15 protein-coding genes are annotated in these 22,409 nt (G+C 63.9%); 9 read left to right on the top strand and 6 right to left on the bottom strand.

Translation table 11 applies throughout. From position 1 onward, the window contains the following. Nucleotides 1-300: 300 nt before the first annotated feature. Both ACV4UY_RS13575 and ACV4UY_RS13570 read right to left on the bottom strand, forming a co-directional pair. Nucleotides 301-1,770, bottom strand: coding sequence for an HlyD family type I secretion periplasmic adaptor subunit (locus ACV4UY_RS13575; protein WP_491608121.1), 1,470 nt, complete (start codon nt 1,768-1,770; stop codon nt 301-303). A gap of 90 nt (nt 1,771-1,860) precedes the next feature. Beyond that, nucleotides 1,861-4,011, bottom strand: coding sequence for a peptidase domain-containing ABC transporter (locus ACV4UY_RS13570; protein ID WP_491608124.1), 2,151 nt, complete (start codon nt 4,009-4,011; stop codon nt 1,861-1,863). 324 nt (nt 4,012-4,335) lie between these two features. Between ACV4UY_RS13570 and ACV4UY_RS13565 the strand changes: the two genes are divergently transcribed. Both ACV4UY_RS13565 and ACV4UY_RS13560 read left to right on the top strand, forming a co-directional pair. Next, the gene (locus ACV4UY_RS13565) at nt 4,336-8,151 is read left to right on the top strand and encodes an O-linked N-acetylglucosamine transferase family protein (protein ID WP_491608120.1); all 3,816 of its coding nucleotides are present in this window, start codon (nt 4,336-4,338) and stop codon (nt 8,149-8,151) included. A 12-nt stretch (nt 8,152-8,163) separates the two neighbouring features. Beyond that, nucleotides 8,164-9,660, top strand: coding sequence for a CgeB family protein (locus ACV4UY_RS13560; protein WP_491608119.1), 1,497 nt, complete (start codon nt 8,164-8,166; stop codon nt 9,658-9,660). Between the two features lie 214 nt (nt 9,661-9,874). Here the strand turns inward: ACV4UY_RS13560 and ACV4UY_RS13555 are convergent, their stop codons facing one another. From ACV4UY_RS13555 to ACV4UY_RS13545, 3 genes are read right to left on the bottom strand one after another with little or no spacing between them, the layout of a single operon-like run. Then, nucleotides 9,875-11,488, bottom strand: a complete 1,614-nt coding sequence (locus tag ACV4UY_RS13555; RefSeq protein ID WP_491608118.1) for a Na/Pi symporter — start codon at nt 11,486-11,488, stop codon at nt 9,875-9,877. Further along, complete coding sequence (locus ACV4UY_RS13550) at nt 11,485-13,134, bottom strand: ABC transporter ATP-binding protein (protein ID WP_491608117.1); 1,650 nt, start codon at nt 13,132-13,134, stop codon at nt 11,485-11,487. The genes ACV4UY_RS13555 and ACV4UY_RS13550 overlap by 4 nt, the downstream gene beginning before the upstream one ends. Then, nucleotides 13,135-14,169 (bottom strand): ABC transporter permease, encoded by a 1,035-nt coding sequence (locus ACV4UY_RS13545; protein ID WP_491608116.1) that lies wholly within the window; start codon nt 14,167-14,169, stop codon nt 13,135-13,137. It lies immediately after the preceding gene. A gap of 187 nt (nt 14,170-14,356) precedes the next feature. Here ACV4UY_RS13545 and ACV4UY_RS13540 point away from each other — a divergent pair, with 187 nt between their 5' ends. Continuing rightward, on the top strand, nt 14,357-14,590 hold the full coding sequence (locus ACV4UY_RS13540; protein WP_491608115.1) for a hypothetical protein: 234 nt from the start codon (nt 14,357-14,359) through the stop codon (nt 14,588-14,590). Between the two features lie 90 nt (nt 14,591-14,680). Continuing rightward, nucleotides 14,681-15,235: a dTDP-4-dehydrorhamnose 3,5-epimerase gene (gene rfbC / locus ACV4UY_RS13535; RefSeq protein WP_491608114.1), complete on the top strand. Its 555-nt coding sequence runs from the start codon at nt 14,681-14,683 to the stop codon at nt 15,233-15,235. A gap of 13 nt (nt 15,236-15,248) precedes the next feature. Here rfbC and ACV4UY_RS13530 read toward each other — a convergent pair whose 3' ends face one another. Further along, a complete protein-coding gene (locus ACV4UY_RS13530; protein ID WP_491608113.1) occupies nt 15,249-16,139 on the bottom strand; it encodes a cation diffusion facilitator family transporter in 891 nt (296 codons plus the stop codon). A gap of 247 nt (nt 16,140-16,386) precedes the next feature. Between ACV4UY_RS13530 and ACV4UY_RS13525 the strand changes: the two genes are divergently transcribed. The 5 genes from ACV4UY_RS13525 (at nt 16,387) to ACV4UY_RS13505 (ending at nt 22,108) form a co-directional block, all read left to right on the top strand. After that, nucleotides 16,387-16,986: a LysE family translocator gene (locus ACV4UY_RS13525; RefSeq protein ID WP_491608112.1), complete on the top strand. Its 600-nt coding sequence runs from the start codon at nt 16,387-16,389 to the stop codon at nt 16,984-16,986. Nucleotides 16,987-17,063: 77 nt separating this feature from the next. Beyond that, a complete protein-coding gene (locus tag ACV4UY_RS13520; protein WP_491608111.1) occupies nt 17,064-18,401 on the top strand; it encodes a class I SAM-dependent methyltransferase in 1,338 nt (445 codons plus the stop codon). Nucleotides 18,402-18,553: 152 nt separating this feature from the next. Next, entirely contained in the window at nt 18,554-20,170 is a 1,617-nt protein-coding gene (locus ACV4UY_RS13515) for a glycosyltransferase (protein ID WP_491608110.1), read from the top strand. Nucleotides 20,171-20,198: 28 nt separating this feature from the next. Then, complete coding sequence (locus ACV4UY_RS13510) at nt 20,199-20,966, top strand: class I SAM-dependent methyltransferase (protein WP_491608109.1); 768 nt, start codon at nt 20,199-20,201, stop codon at nt 20,964-20,966. Further along, nucleotides 20,963-22,108, top strand: coding sequence for a DegT/DnrJ/EryC1/StrS family aminotransferase (locus ACV4UY_RS13505; RefSeq protein ID WP_491608108.1), 1,146 nt, complete (start codon nt 20,963-20,965; stop codon nt 22,106-22,108). Before ACV4UY_RS13510 ends, ACV4UY_RS13505 begins: the two co-directional genes overlap by 4 nt. Nucleotides 22,109-22,409 lie beyond the last annotated feature (301 nt).

Below are 22,409 nucleotides of genomic sequence, written 5' to 3'. Positions count from 1 at the left end.
GTCGCAGGGAAACAAGAGTCCACAATTCGCCTTATCGGCACCCCTGCATCAGACTTGACCCATTTTTTCACGATTTTCACACGCTTGCCATTTTTTACGTGCCATGGAAATCCCGAAGGGAGGTCCATGGCACGGGGGGTGAGGGGGTACTCCCCCCATCAAAGTTACTATAAACGAAAAGCAAGTTTCATTCCAGGCACAAAATGAACCCGAAATCATCCCCTCACCCCCGCTTTCGACCGGTTCGGGTGGATCGTTTTTGCCGCGCGCTGGCCACGACCCGCAAAAATTGCCGCACGCTCAGCGCTCCTTGAGACTCTCATCCATCATGCTCGTAAACGTATAGAGGAAATAGGAGATCAACCGTCTGGAGCCCACCTTGATATCCGCGGTCAGGGTCATGCCGCGAATCAGACGGGCCCCTTCCGGCAGATGTTCCAGATCGGTCTTGGTCAATTTCACCCGTCCCACATGGAACGCGCCGCCCGCGCTGCGCACCGCGTTCCCCTGCCCCTCGCCCCCGAACCCCTGAAAGGATTCTTGACTCACGAATTGCAGCTTGCCTTCCAACACCCCGTGACGTTGATAGGGAAAGGCATGCACCTTGAGCACCACCCGGTCGTCGGTGCGCACGTAACCGACATCGATGGAGTCGAGCATGATCTCGGCGATGAACACCGCGTCCGCGGGCACGATGGTGATCAGAAGTTCCGCCGGGTTCAACACCGAACCCGTGGCCCGCTTGGCCACATCCAACACCACCCCATCCACCGGCGAGGTCATCACCTCCATCTCGCTCATGCGACGCGCTTTGATCACCTGTTCGTTGAGCTTGGAGAGATCCGACCGGGCCATGATCAGATGATCGAGAAGCTGACGGGTCCACTCTTCCACGAAGGTCTGCCGTTCCGCCCTCTTGGAGGCCAGATTGTGCCGCAGTTGAATCAACCGGTTGGCCGCGTCCTGATGGGACTGTTCGGTGCGCACCCGCGCCACCTTGGAGTCCTGATACTGCAACTGGCTGCCGGTTCCGCTCTTCTGCAAGGTATCGCGCATCCCCTCCACGTCTTTGTAGATCTTGAGCAGCGTGGTGAGATAGCCGCGCTCATCCTCGGTGGAGTGGATGGCGGTCTGGATCCGCTCGATCTCCTCGTCGTACATCGACAGACGCGACCGGTGCTCGGCCTGACGCTGCCCGAAAAGCGCATACTCCAGCCGCTCGTCGGCGTTCGGAGAGGAGCCGATCTCGAAGGGGGTGGCGTTGATCTCGTGTTCCAGACGCCGGATGCGCGCCTGGGAAGCCTGCTGCTGGGCGAGAATCGATGCCAGATCCGCATGGGCGAAGGTGGCGTCGAAGGTGGCCAGGATCTGACCCTTGGTCACCTGATCCCCGGCCTTGACCTTGAGTTCGCGGATGATCGCCCGATCCATGGGTTGGAGCTGCAACGGCGGGGCATCGGTGGTCAGACGACCGGTGGCCATCACCAGCATGTCCACCTCGACCAGCGAAGCGATCAGAAGTCCCAAAGACAACATGCCGATCATCAGATAGAAGACCGACATCAACAGAAACGAGGGATTCTCCGCGATGATGACGTCGATCCCCACCTGAAAGGGGATGGCATCCGGAACCACGCGCCCCGATCCACCCTCGAAAATATGGGTGAAGCCGCGACGCAGCAGCGCGAGCGGATGATATTTCCAGCGCGCGCGGGGAGTCCCGGTCGCCTCGTTGGCCCCGGTCTGGGGTATTTGGTCCGCGTTGGTCATACGTTATGATTCCTTGCCCATCGACCCGAACTCGCGAGAATGGCTTGAACCGCTTCAAGGCACGCAACAACCATGCCGGCTGACGGCATTTCAGTGCTCCTTGCCCACCATGGCCAATCCGGCCTGCTGATCCCACAGATGGCGATAGATCTCGCACCGCTCCAGAAGCTCCTCGTGGGTGGCGCAGTCGATCACCTCCCCCTTGTCGAGCACCAGGATCGCATCCGCGGCCACCAGCGAAGAGAGCCGGTGGGAGACGATGATCATGGTCCGGCCCTCGGAGATCTTCTCCAGGCTCTGGCGGATGATCATTTCGCTCTCCGGATCCAGGGCGCTGGTCGCCTCGTCGAAGATCAGCAGACGGGGACTAAGTAGAAGCGCGCGCGCGATGGCGATCCGTTGCCGCTGGCCGCCCGAGAAGTTCGACGCGCCCTCCTCGACCCAGGTCTCGTAGGAGTGGGGCAGACGATCGATGAACTCGTCCGCGCCGGCCAGGCGGGCCGCCTCGATCACCTCCACCAGCGTCGCCTCGGGCCGCCCGGCGGCGATGTTCTCGCGGATCGTGCCGCGGAAGAGAATGTTGTCCTGCAACACCACGCCGATGCTGCGCCGCAGATGGGCGAGGTCGAAATGGCGGATGTCGTGGCCATTGAGGTGGATCAACCCCTCCTGGGCGGTATGGATCCCCTGGATCAGACGGGTGATGGTGGTCTTGCCGGAACCGGAGCGACCCACCACGCCGATAACCTTCCCCTCTTCCACCTTGAAGGAGATGCGTTTCAAGGCCGGCAGCACCGACTTCTCGTAGCGGAAGGTGACGTTGGAGAATTCGATCTCGCCGGTGATCGGCATGCGAATGCCCCGCTGGCTCGGATCCCGTTCCGGCGGATGGTTCATCACCGAACCGAGCATGCGCACCGCCAGGGCGGTCTGCTGATACTCGTTGATCAGCCCGACGAGCTGCACCAGCGGTCCGGAGACCCGCCCGTAGAGCATGTTGAAGGCGACCAGCGCGCCGAGGCTCATGGTGTTGTCGAACACCTCCAGGGCACCGACCGCGATGATGGCGATCTGCATGCCGGACTGCAACGCGCCGATCAAGACCGACGCCTTGATCCCCATGCCGCCCACCCGGGCGCGATTCAAGATCGACACCGCCACCTTGCGATCCCAGGAGGCCTTGCGCAGCGGTTCCAGGGCCATGGACTTGACCGCGCGCATACCGTGGATGGTCTCGACCAGATCGGCCTGGCGCAACCCTTCGGCGTTGTAGAGCCCCTCCAGGTAGTGACGAAAGGTGGGGAGCATCACCGCGATGACGACGGCGATGGCCAGGGTGAAGCCGAGCACCAGCAGGGTGAGCTTGAAGCTGTACATGGCCAGTCCGACCAGCACCAGCGGCAGGGTCACCACGTCGAGCAGGGTGTGGAACAGGGTGCCGGTCAAGAAGTTACGGATCACCTCGGCCTGCTGCATGTGACGAATCAGCACGCCGGTGGTGGAGTTCTCGAAAAAGGGCATCGGCAGATGCAGCAGATGATGGAACGAACGGGACAACAGCCGGGCATCGATCTTGTTGGTGGCCACCAGCATCAGATGCTGACGCACGAAGTTGAACAGCCCCTCGAAGGTCATCACCAAAAAGAGGATCATGGTGAGGGTGATGAGGGTCTGATGGCTCTGATGGGGAATCACCCGGTCGATCATGATGTTGAAGAACATCGGCATCGCCAGGCTCAGGATGCTGGTCAGAAGCGCGGCGATGGCCACGTTGCGCAGCAGCTTGCGCTGTTTCATGATCTCGGGCATGAACCAGCTCAATCCGAACGGCTTGTTCTCCAGCTCCGGCTCGTGGTCGCGTTTGCAGAGCAATAAATTGCCGCTCCAGTCTGCCTCGAACTCCTTGCGGGTCAGAATCAGGGTGCCGGCATGCTCGGTGCGCGGATCCATGACGGTGGCACTCGGCACGCCGTCGGCGGCGACCGTCACGCGACTGACGATCAGCCAGTGACCGCCACGGGTTTCGGCCATCACCGGATAGGCGTTGCCCAACCCGGCCAGATCCTTCCACTTGCGGTTGGCCAAAAGCGCCCCTTTCAGCCCCACCTCCTGCATCAAACGCAGCACGGAACCCACGATATCCGCCTCGCGAGCGCCCAAAAGCTGCTCCGGCGTCACATCGACGCCGTGATGACGACAGACCAGGAACAGACAGCGCAAGGCCGACAGAAACGGGGAGATATTCGTCAACGGGGCGGTCAAGGCTCACTCGGGGGCACGCTGCTCCCCCCCTCTTCTGGCTGGATGGATGAACCCAAAAGGGACTATCGTGATCCAGCAAGCATCATCCGTGCCGAGACGATGCGGATCCCCCCAGCTTTCCTGTTCCACCATCACCTCACCCATCCGCCCGATCGGATGCGGTTTGGCGAACCATTCAAAAAAAATTCCCAATCCCCGCGAAATCGGCTAGCATGCGTCGAGATCTTAACGCAACGATGCATCGAAAGCGGTCGTGGCGTTGACACCGTTCGTCCCCTCCTTTGCCACGCGAAGGTCATGGCCATGAAATCAGGCAAATCCAAGCATCCCGCCCCCGCCGCCCGCTCCGTGCCGGTCGCGCCGGTCCACAAGGCCCTGGAGCTGCATCACGCCAACCGTCTCGCCGAAGCCGAGGCCCTCTATCGCCAGATCCTGCGCGAAACCCCACGCCATCAGGATGCCTTGAACCTGCTCGGCTATCTGCTCCACCAACGCGGGGAGCGCGACGAAGCCATCGTCCTGATCAAAAAGGCCATCGCCATCGATCCCAATCAACCGCTCTTCCACAACAACCTCGGCATCGTGCTCCAGAACCACGGTCAGCCCGAGGCCGCCCTGGCCGCCTATGACAAAGCCTTGCAGCTCGATCCGAACTATCAGGCCGCCATGAGCAACCTGGGCACCCTCCATCAGGCCCTGGGACAGTACGACGAGGCGATTGCCTGTCAGGAGCGGGCCTTGAAGATCCAGCCGAATTTCTTCGAAGCCTATGCCAACATGGGCAACATCCGCTGCGAACAGAAGCGGTTTGACGAGGCGATCGCCTGTTACGAACAATCGCTCTCCATCTATCCCGAGTACGTCAGCGCCATGCACAACCTGGCCTACGTGCTCCAGAAGCTCGAACGCCACGAAGAGGCCCTGGTCTGGCTGGAGCGGGCGTTGGGGCTGCGTCCCGACTACCTGGAGGCGCTCAACTGCAAGGGGAACGTGTTGCAGGATCTGGGACGCTGGAGCGAGGCGATCGCCTGTTACGAACAGGCCCTGGCCATCAACCCGCTCTATTACGAGGCGCTCTGCAACATGGGCAACGTGCTCTGCGATCAGGGCCGGCTCGACGAATCGATCGCCTGTCACCAGCGCGCCCTGGCCATCAAGCCGGATCTGCACGAATCCTACACCCACATGGGCAACGCCTTGCAGCTGCAAGAACGGCTCGACGAGGCGATCGCCTGCTACCGCAAGGCCCTCGAGATCCGACCCGACGACCAGACCGCTCTGGAGAATCTCGGCGTGGCCTGCAACGTGCGGGGGGATCTGGAGGGGGCGATCAACTGCTCCCGGCAACTGCTCTCTTACAAACGGGACGATCCGAACACCTTCGCCACCTTGTTGAACCTGTTGAAACAGATCTGCGACTGGCGCGACCTGGATGAGCTCTTCTCGGAGATGATGCAGCTCTTCAACGCCGGCAACAAGCTGATCAACCCGTTCGTGTTTCTCACCCTGCCGACCACCCCCGCCGAGCAGCTGGCCTGCGCCACCCACTACATGGACCGCAAATACCGCGCCCGGCGCGACCTGGCCGCCACGCCGACCCACGATCCCCACCCCAGGCGGTTGAAGATCGGTTATCTCTCCTGCGATTTCCTCAATCACGCCACCGCGATCCTGATGGCCGAGCTGATCAAGCTGCACGACCGGGAGCGGTTCGAGATCATCCTCTACTCCTACAGCGACGACGACGGCAAGGAGATGCGCCAGCGCATGGTCGAGGCGAGCGACCGGTTCGTGGATCTGCTGCGGGTGGATCACGACAGCGCGGCGCGCACGATTCACGCGGATGGCATCCATGTTCTGGTGGAGCTGAAAGGATTCACCAAGGGGGCGCGTCTGGAGATCGCCACCCAGCGACCGGCTCCGCTCCAGGTGAGCTGGCTTGGCTATCCGGGCACCATGGGTGCCGGGCACATCGACTACATCGTCGCCGACCCGTTCCTCATCCCTGCGGGCGAGGAGATCCACTACAGCGAAAAGGTGGTGCGTCTCCCCCACTGCTACCAGCCCAACGACCGGTTGCGCGCCCTGCCGGAGTCCGGCCCCACCCGCGCCGAATGCGGTCTGCCGGCGCACGGATTGATCTTTTCCAACTTCAACCAGACCTACAAGATCACCCCGGAGATCTTCGCGGTCTGGATGGAGGTGCTGCATCACACCCCGGAGGCCATCCTCTGGCTGTTGGAGTCCAACCCGCTGGTGGCCGACAACCTCCGTCAGGCTGCCGCCGGCCACGGCATCGATCCGGCCCGGCTGCACTTCGCTCCCAAACTGGCGGTGGCCGAGCATCTGGCCCGCTACCACCTGGTGGACCTGGTGCTCGACACCTATCCGGTCACCTCCCACACCACCGCCAGCGATGCATTGTGGATCGGCTGTCCGCTCCTCACAATCGCCGGCGACACCTTCGTGTCGCGGGTGGCCGGCAGTCTGCTGGTCACCATGGACGCGCCGGAGCTGGTCGCCACCACGCTTGCCGACTACCAGGCCAAAGCCCTGGAGCTGGCCCGCGCCCCGGAGCGGCTCACCGAGCTGCGCGCCCGTCTGATCGCCAACCGCGCCACCACCCCGCTCTTCGACACCCCGCGTTTCACCCGCGATCTGGAGTCGGTCTACGAGGCGATCTGGCAACGCCATGCCGCCGGTCTGCCGCCGGAACACCTGGATATCGCCCCCTCGTTCCCCACCCCCGACCAGCCGATCCAGCCGCATCCGACCGCTTCGGGGACGGCGCCAACTCCCGTTCCGCCGCCCGTCGCCCCGCTCCCGGCCCCCCACGTCCCGCCCCAGGCCCCGGCAACCGACCGGCCGATCGAGCTTTCCATCTGCATCACCACCGCCTCGGGACGGGCCTGGCTGGCCCACACGTTGGAACAGCTCCGCTGGGTCGCCACCTCGGGACGCGCCATCGAGGTGGTGGTGGTCGATCTTCCGGAGGCCAAGGGGAACGCCGCGCCCGGTCAACCGGGCGCCGGTCTGCCGCTCCACCGGCATGTGACCCTCCCCCGGCCCCTCGCCGGCCAGGCGTTGATCCAGGCCGCGTTGCGCGTGGGTCGCGGGCGCTTTCTGGTCCATCTGGCGTGCGGGGATCGGCTGATCCCGGAAACGCTGCTCGCCGAACTCGATCTCATGCTCAAACGCGACGACATCGCCGTCTCCCACGCGCCATGGCAGCTCTGGAACGACTCCACCGCCACCGACATGGGGTTGTTCTATCCGTTGGAAGGGGAGCACCTGTTCGACACCAGCCGTACCGCCGATCTGTTCAACTTCATCGCCCTCAACCACATTTTCCCGGAGAACGCCCTGTATCGCGCCGATACGCTGGCCCGCGTCTCCTTCGATCTGGAGGCCACCCACGCGCCGCTGGTCACCACCTTCCGCACCCTGCCTCACGGCGCGGTGCGTTTTCAACCCAACCCGTTCCTGGTCTCGGTGCTGCGCAATCCCGGCGTGGGCACGGTGCAACGAAACGAGGGCATGGAGGTGCTCGCCCATCTCGACCACTACCGTTCCGGTCTGGAGCTGGCCGCCTCGCTGGCCCTGGCCAGCCTCGGCATGAACGATTTCGATCCCGGCAACCGCGCCGTGGTGCTCGAGCTGATCAACGATTTCGTGATGCGGCGCATCCTGGTGGCCGCCAACCTCGCCCAGGCCAGCGGCGATTACATCGCGGCGGGGCTCTGTCTGAAACGGGCCCTGCTGTGGGCCAAGAACGAGGAGGATCGTGCGCTGATCCACGCCATGGAACCGAACGTCATGACCGGCTCGGCCTATCAGGCGATGCGCGACCGCTTCTTCGCCCTGCCCGATGCCAGGGCCCTGGTCGCCTGCCGGATCAGCAATCCCGAGGTGATCCGTGCCAGCCTGCACCAGATCGCGCCCACCATCCCGTTCGAAATCCGCGATCCGGAGTCCCTCGCCCAATCCCCGGAGCGGTTCACCGCCCTCTGTCTCACCGAGGACGAAGCCACCCGCAGCCTGTTGATCGCCAGCGGTCTGCCGGCGGGTCAGGTGCTGTTGACCTCGGATCTGCTCGGCATGTTCCGGGTCACCGGGTAGGATCGCCGGCACATGACACCCACCCCCTTTCGCATCGTCCTGATCTCCCCGCCCGGCTACGACCACGCCGAAGCGTTGCGCGAGGTGGTCGAAACCCTCCATTTCGGTCTGCGCGCCCTGGGCCATCCGGTCACCATGGCCATCAACGACTTCGATCCGGCGGCACGCAACATCCTGGTGGGCGGCAATCTCATGCCGGCGGAATGGATCGAACGGGTACCATCCGGCACGATCCTTTACAATCTGGAGCAGTGGCAATCGAGCTGGATCGGCAACGAGGCGTTGCCCGCCCTCATGGCCCGCTGCGAGACATGGGACTACGATGCCCACAATCTGGACCGACTGCGCGAGGCGGGTCTGGTGGGGCCAAGCCGCCATGTTCCCATCGGTTACGTGCCGGAGCTGACACGCATCCCGGTCGAGACCGAAACCATCGACGTGCTTTTTTATGGCAGTCTCAACGAGCGACGGCGGCGGATCCTGGTGGAGCTGGAGGAGGCCGGTCTGGCGGTGCAGCTGTTGTTCGGACTGTATGGCCAGGCGCGGGACGCGGTGATCGCCCGTTCCAGGATCATCCTCAACATCCACTATTACGACACCAAGATCTTCGAGATCGCCCGCATCTCCTACCTGTTGGCCAATGCCAAGGCGGTGGTCACGGAAAAGGATCCCGAAACCCGCATCGATCCGGCTCTGGACGGTGCCATGGCCGCAGTGCCGTATGACCAGCTGGTCGCCACATGCATCGCGTTGATTCGCGACGAGCCGCGACGTCAGGCCATGGCCCGCGCCGGATTCGAGCGTTTTTCCGCCCGGCTCGAACGCGACATTCTGCGCGAGGCGCTTGGCGACCCGCGTGATGATTTTTCACATCCGCCATCCGGAGAGAGTCCCGTGTCCGACCCCCAGATCCAGTTGCCGACCATCCTGAACATCGGCAGTGGCAAGAACTTTCGCGCGGAGTGTCTGAACCTCGACATTCACGACGGTTGGCAACCCGATCTGATCGCCGATCTGAACCACCCCCTCCCCCTGCCGGACGATCCGCTCCATCCGACCCGGCGTTTCGGGCCGATCCGTCTGCCGAGGGGGTATTTCGAGCAGATCCTGGCGTTTGATGTGTTCGAGCACGTTCAGGAGCTGATCACGGCCATGACCAGTTGTTTGAACCTGTTGCGGGTGGGCGGCACGTTGCACATCGTGGTTCCCTATGATCTCTCCCTGGGCGCCTGGCAGGATCCGACCCATGTACGCGCTTTCAACGAGAACAGTTGGCAGTATTACACCGACTGGTTCTGGTATCTGGGCTGGCGCGAGAGTCGTTTCGTGATGCGGGTGCTCAATTATAATTTAAGCCCGCTGGGCATGGAGATGAACCAGAACGGCGAGACGGTCGAGACCATCATCCGCACCCCGCGGGCGGTGGATGCCATGGAGGTGGTGTTGGAGAAGGTGCTCTTGAGCGAGGCGGATCGGGAGGCATCGCGGCAGTTCCGGCCAGGGGGGTGATGGCGGGAACCGGTCAACCGTTACGGGGGGACCAGGGGCCGGAGGTCCCCGGCGGAGGTGCGGAGGCAGAGCCTCTGCGGTATTGCCTTTTCTTTTGACTTTGGCGCGCTCTTCAAAAAAGCGTTTTTTCGCGCTTTCCGCGAAAAAACGCGGCGCGCTGCCATGTTCGCGGCATCGTTTTGCGCCGTTTGCAAAACGATGCCGCGAACATCGCCTACACCCCGGCCACCACCTTGGCGATGCGCTTGGCGTGGTAATATATCCGCTTGTAGTTCTCATACAGATCCATGAACAGACTGTAGGCGGCAAAGTCCTTCTCTCCGCTGCGCAGGGCGCGCATCTGCTCCTGCCTGGCCTGGGCATCCAACGCGGTCACCGACTCCTTTTGCGCCATCACCGCCCGCGCCAACGCCGGATCGGCGCTCAAGAAGGCGTCCGCCGCCTGCCGAAAAGCGGTGATCACCAGCTGGTGATACCCCTCGAGGGCGACCCGGCTCTCCTCGGACAGAGCCACCCGCTCGTCGAGACTCGATTCAGCAAGATGAGCAAAATTGTTCTCGATCACATCCCCGATGGACTCCAACTCGTTGCTGACGGTCATGGCGGCCATCAGCTCGTCGGCGACATGGGCCGAGAGGCGCGATCCGCCGATGCCGGCCAGATAGCGGGTGACCGCGCGGTGGATCTCGTCCACCCGATCGTCCATCTTGCGCAACTTCACGATGGTGCTGGCATCCCCCTGGAACAGCGCCTCGGGGACCAGGGCGAGCATCTCCTCGATCAGGGCGGCGATCAAGCCGGTTTCGCGACGGGCCATGGCCAGGGCCAGGGGTGGGGTGGCCAACAGATCCTCGTCCAGATAGCGGGGCCAGTAGCGTTCGGTGAACTCCAGCGACTCGACCTCGGTGCCGAAGGGGTCGGGCAGCAGCTTGTGGGCGAGCTGCACCAGGGGACGCAGAGGCAGAAGTCCGATCAGGGCGATGAGGAGGTTGAAGGCGATGTGGAACACCACCAGCCGCCACCCCTCGGAAAAGGGCAGCCAGGCGAGACCAACGGCGATCCGCTCCGGCCAGGGGGCCACCAGCAGCAATCCCGGAATCACGAACACCAGTTGCGCCAGCAACAGACGGTTGAGCTGGGCGCTGCTCTCCCTGAGCAGGGTGGCCAGCGGCAGGGCGGCACCGAGATTGGCGGCCAGGATCATCAGGACCGCGGTCGAACCCGACAACCCCTCCATGCCGGCCAAAGGCAACATGAGCCCCACCACGGCGGTGGCCGAGCCCAGCAGCGAGGCGACCAGGGCGGCCAGCGGCAGGGCAAGCCAGGGGATATCCAGGGTCGCGGCCACGCCTGGCAAACGCGGCAGGGTATCGGCGAGGGTCGCCATGCCCAGAAAGAGCAGGCCGAGTCCGAGCAACAGATGGCCATGCAGACGCCAACGGGACTCGGAGATGGCATAGAGCAGCAGCAATCCGGCCACCAGGGGGGCAACGGCGATGCCGGGCGGGATGGCGGCGAGGGGGATGGCGGGCAGGGCGGTGCCGATGAGGCTGGCCAGGAGCATCAGCAGGGTCTGACGACAGGCGAGAAGATCGATGGCGGCCAACTCGCTCAACCGCTCCTGGATGACGCGGTTGCACCAGAGCAGAAGACCGGTGAGGATGCCGGCCAGCCAGCCGCGCGGGTCGTGATCCGGGAGCGCGCCGAGCCGTTGTTTGAGCGGTTCGGCGTGCAGAAGCCCCAGGGCAAAGAAACTTTTTTCGACCCCGTAGAGGTAGAGCGCCACACCGGTGACCGCCTCGGCGGCGAGAATCCAGCTCTGGCTCATGGCGTGGGCACCTCCGGGGTCTCGCTCCCGCCGGTGGAGAGGTCGAGGGCCGCGGCCAGCAGACGGCGGGTGTAGGGGTGACGCGGGGCGGCGAAGAGTTCCACGGTGGGACCAGCCTCGACCACGCGCCCGTTCTGCATCACCATCACCTCGTGGGACATGGCGCGGATCACCCGCAGATCGTGGGAGACGAACAGATAGGCCAGACCATGATCGTGCTGGAGTTTTTTCAGAAGTTTCAGGATCTGCGCCTGCACCGACAGATCGAGCGCGCTGGTGGGTTCATCGAGCACCAGGAGTTCGGGCTTGAGGATCATGGCGCGGGCAATGGCGATACGTTGGCGCTGACCGCCGGAGAATTGATGCGGATAGCGCTCCAGGGCATCGGGATCGATGCCGACCTCGGCGAGAATCGCCAACGCCGCCTGGCGGCGCTTGTCCGGATCGGGTTCCAGATCGTGGATCATCAACCCCTCGGCCAGGATCTCGCCCACGGTCATGCGCGGGGAGAGGGAGGAGAAGGGATCCTGAAACACCACCTGCATGCGCCGACGCAGCGTTCGTTGCCATTCGCGCTTGCCGGTCATGAGATCCAATCCGTCGAAATGAATCTCCCCGCCGCCGTCGTTCAACCGCAGGATGGTTTCGCCGAGCGTGGTCTTGCCGCTGCCCGACTCCCCCACCACGCCCAGGGTTTCGCCCTTGCGCAAGGTGAAACTCACCTCGTCCACGGCCTTGATCCAGCCGACAGTCCGTTTGAAGAGCCCTTTCTTGATCGGGAAGTGGCATTTCACCTGGTTGGCGGCGAGCAGCACCGGCGCGTTTTCGGGGCGACGCGGCGGGTTGGCGTCCGGGAGGGCGGCCAGCAGCGCGCGGGTGTAGGGGTGACGCGGCGCGGCGAAGAGGGTTTCGGTCGGTCCCTGCTCGACGATCACCCCCTGCCGCATCACATAGACCCGATCCGCGCATTTGCGCACCATGGGCAGATCGTGGGTGATCAGCAGCATGGCCATGTTGAGTTCGCGGCGCAGCCGGGTGAGGAGTTCCAGGATCTGGGCCTGGATGGTCACATCCAGGGCGGTGGTCGGCTCGTCGGCGATCAGAAGCGACGGCTTGCGCGCCAGGGCCATGGCGATCAGGACCCGTTGGCGTTGTCCGCCGGAGAGTTGATGGGGATAGGATTGCAGCCGGGTTTCGGGATCCGGGATGCCGGTCCAGGCCAGAAGCTCCACGGCGCGGGCCAGGAGGGCCACCGGGTTGGTATCGGCCTCGGGGTCGAGCGAGATGGCCTCGATGAGCTGGGTGGCGATGGGTTGCACCGGATTGAGGGCGGTCATCGGTTCCTGGAACACCAGACCGATCTCGCCCCCGCGCAGTTTGCGCATTTGCGGCTCGCCGAGGGTGGTGGTCTGGCGACCCCGGTAGTAGATCCCCTCGGCGGTGACCAGGGCGGACGGGGGGAGCAGGCGCAACACCGACAGGGCGGCGACACTCTTGCCGCTGCCGGATTCGCCCACCAGGGCCACGGTTTCGCCCGGCGCGATGAAGAAGGAGATCCCCTGGACCGCCTCGACAACGCCCGTTTCCCCCTCGAAGCGCACCCGGAGGTTCTCGACCGCGAGCAATGGTTTGACCGGGGTAGCCATCTATTCCTTGCGGGGATCCATGGCGTCGCGCAGGGCCTCGCCGATGAAGTTGAGCAGAAGCATCATGACCACCAGGGTGACGAAGGCCGAAAGCGACAGCCACCAGGCTTCGATGTTGCCCTTGCCCTGACGGAGCAGTTCGCCGAGGCTGGGTGTGGTGGGAGGAACGCCGAGGCCCAGGAAATCGAGGCTGGTCAGGGCGAGGATGGCCCCGGAGATGCGAAACGGCAGAAAGGTGATCACCGGGGTCATGGCGTTGGGAAGCAGATGGCGGAACATGATGGCCCGGTCCGAGGCTCCCAGGGCGCGGGCCGCCTTGACGTAGACCAGATTGCGGGCGCGCAGGAACTCGGCGCGCACGTAGTCCGCCAGGTGCATCCAGCCAAAGAGCGACAAGAGGAGCAGGAGCAGCGGAATGCCGGGATTGAAGATGCCGGCGAAGATGATCAGAAGATACAGCTCCGGCATGCTGCCCCAGATCTCCATGAACCGTTGCAGCCAGAGATCGGTTTTTCCACCGAAATAACCCTGGACCGCGCCGGCGACGATCCCGATGGCGACCCCGACGATGGTCAGAGCCAGGGCGAAGAGGACCGACAGCCGGAAGCCGTAGATCAGGCGCGCCAGGACATCCCGGGCGCGGTCGTCGGTGCCGAGCAGGTGGCCATCGCCGGGGCTGGCGGGTGCGGGTCGGGTGGCGTGCAGATCGATGGTGGCGTAGCCGTGGGGGTTGAGGGGAAAGATCACCCAGTTGGATCCCTGGCGCAGATTTTTGAGGATCTCGGGATCCTTGTAATCGGCTTCGGTGGCGAAGTCACCGCCAAAGGTGGTCTCCGGATAGGCGACCAGCAGCGGGAAATAGAAGCTCCCCTGGTAGTGGATGATCAGGGGTTTGTCGTTGGAGATCAGCTCCGCGCCGAGGGAGAGGAAGAAGAGCGCGGCGAAAATCCACAGGGAGACGCGACCGCGGGTATTGGCGTTGAAACGCCGCCAGCGGCGAAGGGCGATCGGTGAGAGTGTGGGCAGCCTCGGCATGGCGCGGCAGTATACGCCAATCCCCCTTGGCCCGCAAGTTGCGAATCCTCGGGCGATTGCATCCGGCATGCCCACTCATTCAGCCTGTGGTTGCGCAAGCCTACCCAGGTTGGGGATTGGGGCCCCATCCCCTTTCGGTGACTCCGGGGTGCCATCGATGCTCGGTTGATCTATCATGGAGGTTGGAATGTCTGGTGTTCGGGAGCACTGGGAGGATGGGCCGGTGGCCGGCAGACCACGCCCCCCGGTTATCGGGGAGGAGGAACCGGACGAGGCGTTGTCCTGTCCCCTGGCTGATGAGGAGGGGCGCGTCCCGCCGGAGGTGGTGTTGGCACCGCTCTCCCTCGACACGGTTTTGACGCCCGAGGATCTGCGGCGTCTGCTGAAAATCGTCTCCCACACCAAACGCGGCCTTTTATGAGGCTCGGTCCAGCCATCCCCGATCCGGTGATCGCGGGGGATCGTCGGCACCCGCCGGATCCGGGTTCAATCATTTGGGTAAAGCCCTGCCATGAAAATCGTGCGAACCCTGTTGCATGACGTGTTGCTGCTTCGGCCCCGGATCCCCTCGGAGGAGGGCCGGGAACTGGCCATCGACCGTTCGGATCTGGAACGGGTCGGCATCGTCCAACCGTTCGTGCAGGACAACCACTCCCGTTCGACCCGCAACGTGTTGCGCGGCCTGCACTACCAGATCGAACACGCCCAGGGCAAGCTGGTGCGGGTGATTCGTGGCGAGATCTTCGACGTGGTGGTCGATCTGCGCCTCGGCTCCCCGACGTTTGGCCAATCCGCCGCCCTGCATCTGCTGGCCGGGGAGGGACTGCTCCTCTGGATTCCGCCCGGATATGCCCACGGCTTCCAGGTGTTGAGCGCGGAGGCCGATTTTCTCTACAGCGTCACCGATTACCGCTTTCCCGAGCACGAACGGATCCTGCTCTGGTCGGATCCGGCCCTGGCCATCCCCTGGCCCGTGCGCGATGTCGAACCCATCCTCTCCCCCAAGGATCAACAAGGCACCCCCTTCGCCGCCACCATCGCCCTGCTCGAGGCGCGCAGGGGGTGAAGCGGAGCGAGGCTCACCCCGGTTCGATGTGCACCGCCACGAAGGTGACGCCGGGAACCTCGTGCAGGGCGTGCTGAATCGCCTCGTCGATGGCGTGGCCGTGCAGTACATCCAGATGGCCATCCACCGTCACATGCACCGCCAGATGGATCTCGGTGCCGATGTACTGAATGCGCAGTTCATGGAAATCGAGGATCCGGCCCGCGTTCCGCATGGCGGTCAACCGGTCGTGAATCCCCTTGAGGGTGTCGCTGTCCGGCAGATGACCGATCAGGCGTTCCACGTTTTCCGCGCCGAGTTGATACCCGGTCCAGGCGATCCAGACGGCGATCAGCAGCGAGGCGGCCCCATCCAGCCAGTTCAGCCGCAAGCTCTCTCCGGCCAGGCTCCCCAGAGCCATCAAACTGATCACCACATCCATCCGCGCATCCACCGCCGCCGCCTTCAGGGCCGCGCTCCCCTGCCGGCCCATGCGACCCGCCACCCGCCAGATCGCCCCCTTGACCGCGATCACCGCCACGAGCATCATCACCGGCACCCAGCCGGATTGGGGCAGGCTCCCCTCATACACGCGCCCCACCGCCTCGCGGGCCACCTCGGTGGCCAGCATGCAGGTCAATACCGCCACCGTGAAAGCGGCCATCGGTTCGATGCGGGCATGTCCGAACGGGTGTTCCCGATCCGCCGGTTTGGCCGACTCCCGCACCGCCACCAGAATGATCACCGAGGTCACCACATCGGTGAGCGAATTGCCGGCATCGGAGAGAATCGCCAGCGAATCATAGCGCCAGCCGACGATGGTCTTGGCCACCAGAAGCAGGGCGTTCAACAGGATCAACACCACCGCCGCGCGCCTGGAACGGGTGGCGAGATCCGGAATCGGGGTGGTCGGTTCGTCTGCCATGGTGTCGCTCCTCGACTCGGCTGTCTGGATGGGTGAGGCCGGTTTGCCCCGCGTCCCGCATGGATTACCCTGGAACGCCCGAAGGGAGGTCCAGGGCACAGGGGGTGAGGGGGTTCTCCCCCTGCACGTTACAGCATACGCCACAATCGATGAATCGAGCCTGAATCGTTACCCTGAACCTTTCATGTCGGCGACTCGGGCCAATCAAACCCCGCGCGCCAACCACCCCAAAGGCTGGAGACAAACCATGCTCGAATACCTTCTCGCCGCCCTGGCCTTCGGCCTCTCCGCCGGAGTGCAACCCGGTCCGCTCACCGTGATCATCCTCCACCAGACCCTCACCCGTGGCCTGTCCGCCGGGTTGCGCGCCTGTCTGGCCCCGATCTTCACCGATGGACCGATCATCCTCGTCACCACCCTGGCCCTGCCCCACCTGGAATCCCTCTCCGGATTCTCCACCGGCTTGAACCTCATGGGCGGAATCTACCTGCTGGTCATCGCCCGTTCCTTGTTCCGCGCCCCGGTGCATCCCGTGCAAGATGCCAGCGGTCCGGTGATCGGCTCGCTTGGAACCGCCATCCGCATCAATCTCTTGAACCCCAACCCCTACCTCTTCTGGTTCACCGTCGGGGGCGGCTACATCCTGCGCGGCAGCCACGCCCAGGCGCTCCTGTTCATCGTCACCGCCATCACCACCCTCATCGCCACCAAAATGGGGGTGGCCCTGCTGGCCTCCCGCTGCCAGCCGCTCCTCTCCGACCACGCCCACCGGCTGGTGATGCGTTTCCTGGCCGCCTCCCTGGTCCTGTTCGGCCTGCTGGCCATCGCGCGCGCCTTTCCCGCGTGATGGCCTTGCATGCAGGAATCAGAACCACCATCATGCTGTCTGGCACGACTGTTCAACCCCTGCCCGGATCCCCACCCATGCCCATGTCCTCCCGTCTCGACCCGCATCTTGTCGCCCTGCTCGGCAACCATCTGCCGACCGGCCCGGCCCGCATCCTGGAGGTCGGCTGCGGCACCGGCCATTTGGGCGCGCTCGCCAAGGCCAGGGATCCCAACCTCATCTGGCACGGCATCGAGGCCGACGCCCCGCTGGCCTGGCAGGCCAAAAGCCGGCTGGATCGGCTTTTCATCCTGGATATCGAACGGGATGGCCCTCCGGACCTCGACGCCCCCTACGACTGCATCCTCCTCAACGACACCCTGACCCGTCTGGTCGATCCCCTGGCTTGTCTTACCCGTCTGCGACCGTGGCTGCACCCCCAGGGTCACCTGCTCGCCGTTTTCCCCAACACCCAGCACCATGCCACCCTGGCCGCTCTGCTGGCCGGCGAGTTCCCGCCCCGCGACCCGGATCACCCCCCCTCGACCATCCGTCACCGTTTCACCTTTGCCAGCGCCATCCGGCTGCTGCTCGACGCCGGCCTGCTGCCCCTGCTCGCCGAGGCTCCCCTCGACAAACCCGACGACGGCCTGATCCTGGCGCTCCAGCACGCCTTCAACCACGTCAAGATGGATCCCATGCGCGGGGTCTATTATCTCTCCGCCAGCCACTTTCTCTTCAAGGGGTTGATCAATCCCACCTTCCCGGAACAGCCCACGGCCCCGTCACCCTTGAGCTTCATCGTGCCCACCAATCAGCCCGCGGTGCTCAAAGAGAATGTTCTCGCCTCCCCGATCTTTCAGGGCCACCATCCCCATCAGCTCATCCTCCTGGAAGGGCAACCCTCCGCCTCGGATGCGATCCGCACCGGACTGGAACAGGCGCGTCACGATCAGGTGGTCTACGTCCATCAAGATGTCTATCTGCCCGCCGGCTGGGACCGGCAGTACCTCTCCGGCGTTGCCCGGGCCCGCGCCCTGGACCCGCATGCCGGCGTGTTCGGGGTGTACGGCGTGGCCACCCATCCGGGCGGGGAGCAGCACCACGGCGTGGTGGTCGATCGCCACTGGCTGCGGGTGAGCGGCGGACCCTTCCCGGCGGAGGTCCACTCCTTCGACGAACTGTTGATCGGCTTCGATCGCCTGGGTTTTCCGGGCACCGATCCGCATCTCGGGTATCACCTGTACGGCACCGACATCGTGTGCGCCTACCGGGAGCGGGGGATGCGCGCCTGGGCGCTGCACGCCCCCTGTTTCCACAACTCCGGACTGGGGCTCTCCAATCCGCCGGAGCTGCTCCGTTCGGCGGAAATTTTTCAACAGTCGAACTGGAAAAGGTACTTTCCGTTGGCCACCACCTGTCTGCGCTTCGGTTGACGATCCACCCGCCCCGCCAGCGTTGACGCCAGGACGCGCGACGGTGTATCCTGGAATTTATCGTAAGCATCGACAACCCCAGGACCAAAGAACCCCCGGCCCGCGCGTCGCGTGGTTTCCCTCCTGTCCCACCATTCGCCGGAGTCTTGCCCGTGCCACGCGTCAGCATCATCATGGCCTCTTACAACCATGCCCCCTACGTTGGCGCGGCCATCTCAAGCATTCTCAACCAGACCTGTCAGGATTTCGAGATCATCGCCACCGACGACGGCTCCTCGGACGGCACCGCGGATGTGATCGCCGGTTTCAACGATCCACGCATCAAGCTGGTGCGGTTTCCGGCCAATCGCGGCTCCTGCTGCGCGGTCAACGACGCCATCCGCCGCGCCTCGGGGGAGTTTCTGGCCCCGCTCAACTCCGATGACATGTTCCTGCCGGACAAGCTCGAAATCCAGGTCGATTATCTGGACCAGAATCCCCAGGTGGGCGCGGTTTTCGGCTATCCGGCCTTTGTGGACGAGGCCAACAACCCCATCCCGGCGGATCAGACCTTCGCCAACCAGATCTTCTACGTCCCCAATCGCAGTCAGGCCGACTGGTTGCGGCAGTTCTTCTTTGCCAGCAACTGCCTCTGCTACCCCACCGTGATGGTGCGTCGCGCCTGTTACGACACCATTGGTCTTTACGACGAGCGGCTCTCCCAGGTCGGCGATTTCGACACCTGGGTGCGGCTGGTGAGCCACTACCCGATCCACATCATCGAGGGGCGTTTTCTGACCGCCTATCGGGTGCTGACCAACAACCAGAACATCAGCGCGCCGCGGGTCGATTCCCACCGGCGGCTTCTGTGGGAGCTGCCCCATGTGCTGCGTCACTACCTGGCCCTGCCGCAACCGCTCTTCGAGGAGACCTTCGCCCCGGAGCTGCGCGAGCTGGGCCTGGATCCCAAGGGCGACCGGGCGGTGCTGCTCGGTCTGATCTCGTTGCGCACCGGCAACATCTCCACCGTCCGCTTCGGCATGGAGGCGATGTTCCAGGGTCTGCCGGCCCAGTTCGACTTTGCCGCTCTGCCGTGCGGTCTGCAACCCAACACGGTCAAGGATCTCACCGGCCAGATCGACCTCTACCAGACCGTGGCCATGCCGGAGAGCGCCCCGCCTCCACCGGCCATCCCGGCGCCCACCGGAGCGATTGCCGCCCCGCCTCCCCACGACGTAACCCCCCACCCGGCCCCCATGCCGGTCAACGGTCTGCGGCTCCATTTGGGGTGCGGCAAGAACATCCTGCCCGGCTGGATCAACATCGATCTGGAGCCCGCGCCCAATGTCTTCTGTCACAACCTGGAAAACCCCCTGCCGTTTCTGGAAAACAGCGTTCTGCATGTCTACTCCGAGCACTTTCTGGAGCATCTGAGCGCCGACGGCATCATGACCCTGCTGGGCGAGATCCATCGCGTGCTGCTGCCGGGTGGGGTCCTGCGCCTCTCCACGCCGGATCTGCGGGTGCTGATCGACATGTATCTGCGCAAGGATCTCGGCGAGTTCGCGGCCTTGGGGTGGTCCCCCTGCGAGCTGATGAACGAGGGGATGCGCGCCTGGGGCCATCGCTACGTGATGGATGCCGAGGAGCTGGCGCGAAGATTGAACGCGACGGGCTTTCCTCTGGTCAAGTGGCTTCCGTGGCGTCACAGCTCGATTGCCGAGTTGAACGATCTGGAACAGCGACCCTTTCACGGCGAATTGATCTGCGAAGTGCAGAAGCTCCCGTGACTTTCCATCCAACCGTATGGCGACCCCCATGACCACCCGCGATCACAACCAGGAGTACCAGGATCATGCCGACAGGCTCTATGCCTACGACTTTGACGGCATCATCCGCCATTATCTGCTCAAGCGGCTCGCGCCCCATTTCACCAACCGGTCGAGCGCGTTGGAGCTGGGCTGCTATCTGGGGGACATGACCGCCCAGTTGCTCGATTACTTTGACACCATGACCGTGATCGAGGCGGCCAGCGACCTGGCCGACCAGGTACGCGCCCGCTTCCCGGCGCGGGTCGAGGTGATCACCGCCACCTTTGCCGAGGCCCGTTTCGAGCGCACCTTCGATCAGGTGTTCCTGATCCACACCCTGGAGCACCTCGACGATCCGGTGGGAGATCTCCAGCGGATGCGCGACTGGCTGACCCCGAACGGTCGGCTGTTCGTGGCGGTGCCCAACGCCCGCGCCCTCTCCCGCCAGATCGCCACCGAAATGGGCTTGATCGACCACCACGCCGCCGTCACCCCCGCCGAGGCTCAACACGGCCATCGCCGCACCTACAGCCAGGATACCTTTCTGCTGCATCTGCGTCAGGCCGGTTATCGGATTCTCGATCACGGCGGGATTCTGGTCAAACCCTTCGCGAATTATCAATTCGATCAGGCCATGGCCCAGGGGATCGTCACGCCCGCCTATCTGGAGGCCTGTCATGTCCTGGCCAAGAGCCATCCGGAGCTGTCCGCCTCGCTCTACGCGGTCTGCGCCCGGCCCGATCATGCGCCACTCTCTTCTGGATCCCCCGCATGAGCCAAGAACGTCCGATCTACGTCACCCGGCCCTATCTGCCGCCCCTGGAATCGTTCGTGCCCATGTTGGAGGAGATCTGGGAGAATCAGATTCTCACCAACTGTGGACCTTTCCACCAGAAATTCGAGACCGCGCTGCGCGAGCACCTGGGTGTCGAGCACATCGCCTTGTTCGCCAATGGCACCATTGCCCTGGTGGTGGCGCTTCAGGCGTTGCGCATCACCGGCGAGGTGATCACCACCCCCTTTTCCTTCGTGGCCACCGCCCATTCGCTGCTTTGGAACGGCATCAAGCCGGTCTTCGTGGACATCGACCCCGAGACCCTCAACCTCGATCCCGAGCGCATCGAGGTGGCCATCACCCCACACACCACCGCCATCCTGCCGGTCCACTGTTACGGCACCCCGTGTGATGTGGCCAACATCGGTCGCATCGCCGATCTGTACAATCTGCGGGTGATCTACGATGCGGCCCATGCCTTCGGGGTTCGTCATCAGGGGCAGAGTCTGTTGCGGCATGGGGATCTGTCGGTGTTGAGTTTTCATGCCACCAAGATCTTCCACACCTTCGAGGGGGGTGCCATCGTCTGTCCGGACGAAAAGACCAAGCAGCGTATCGACCATCTCAAGAATTTCGGTTTCGCCGATGAGGTGACCGTGGTGGCACCGGGCATCAACGGCAAGCTCAACGAGGTGAGTTCCGCCTTTGGTCTGCTCTCTCTCGAGCATCTCCATCGGGCCCAGGCGCGTCGTCAGGCGATCGACGCCCGTTATCGTCGCGAGTTGGCGGAGATTCCCGGCATCCGGCTCATATCGATTCGTGCCGGCGCGGAGCACAACCATCCGCACTTCCCCATTCTGATCGGACCCGAGTACCCGTTGAGCCGCGACGCGTTGAATCTCGAGATGCGCGCTCACGGCATCATCACCCGGCGTTATTTCTATCCGTTGATCTCCAACATGCCGATGTATCGCAATCTGCCCTCCGCCAGTCCGGCGAATTTGCCGGTGGCCAACGAGATCGCGCTCAAGGTGTTGTGTCTGCCGATCTATCCGGAGTTGAGTGACGCGGATCAGACGCGGATCATCGGGTTGGTACGGGATGCGGGGAGAGCGGGGAGGAGCGGGATGGCACAAACCTGATGGGGTCCAGGGGCCAATGGCCCCTGGTGGGGTTCGGGGCGAAGCCCTGAGGTTTTGATTGTTTCCCTTGTGACGTTGCCTTTCGCGCGCTTGTCACGATAAGCCCTTTTTCGCGTTCTTTGCGAAAAAGGGCGCAGCGCGCGGGGCTCATGTGCCGTGCGTCGTTGTCGCTTTTGGGCAACGACGCACGGCGAGTCGCTCGGGGCCGGGCATTGTTCGGGGCCGGGAGTCGCCACCGGCGACCGGATTTTCTGGCCATGTTCGCGGGAACGTTTCGCCAAAGGCGCGAAACGTTCCCGCA

This window comes from Candidatus Magnetaquiglobus sp. (assembly GCF_058402785.1).
Note: the sequence above shows the minus strand (reverse complement) of the source record. Positions and strands in the feature narration are given on the sequence as shown.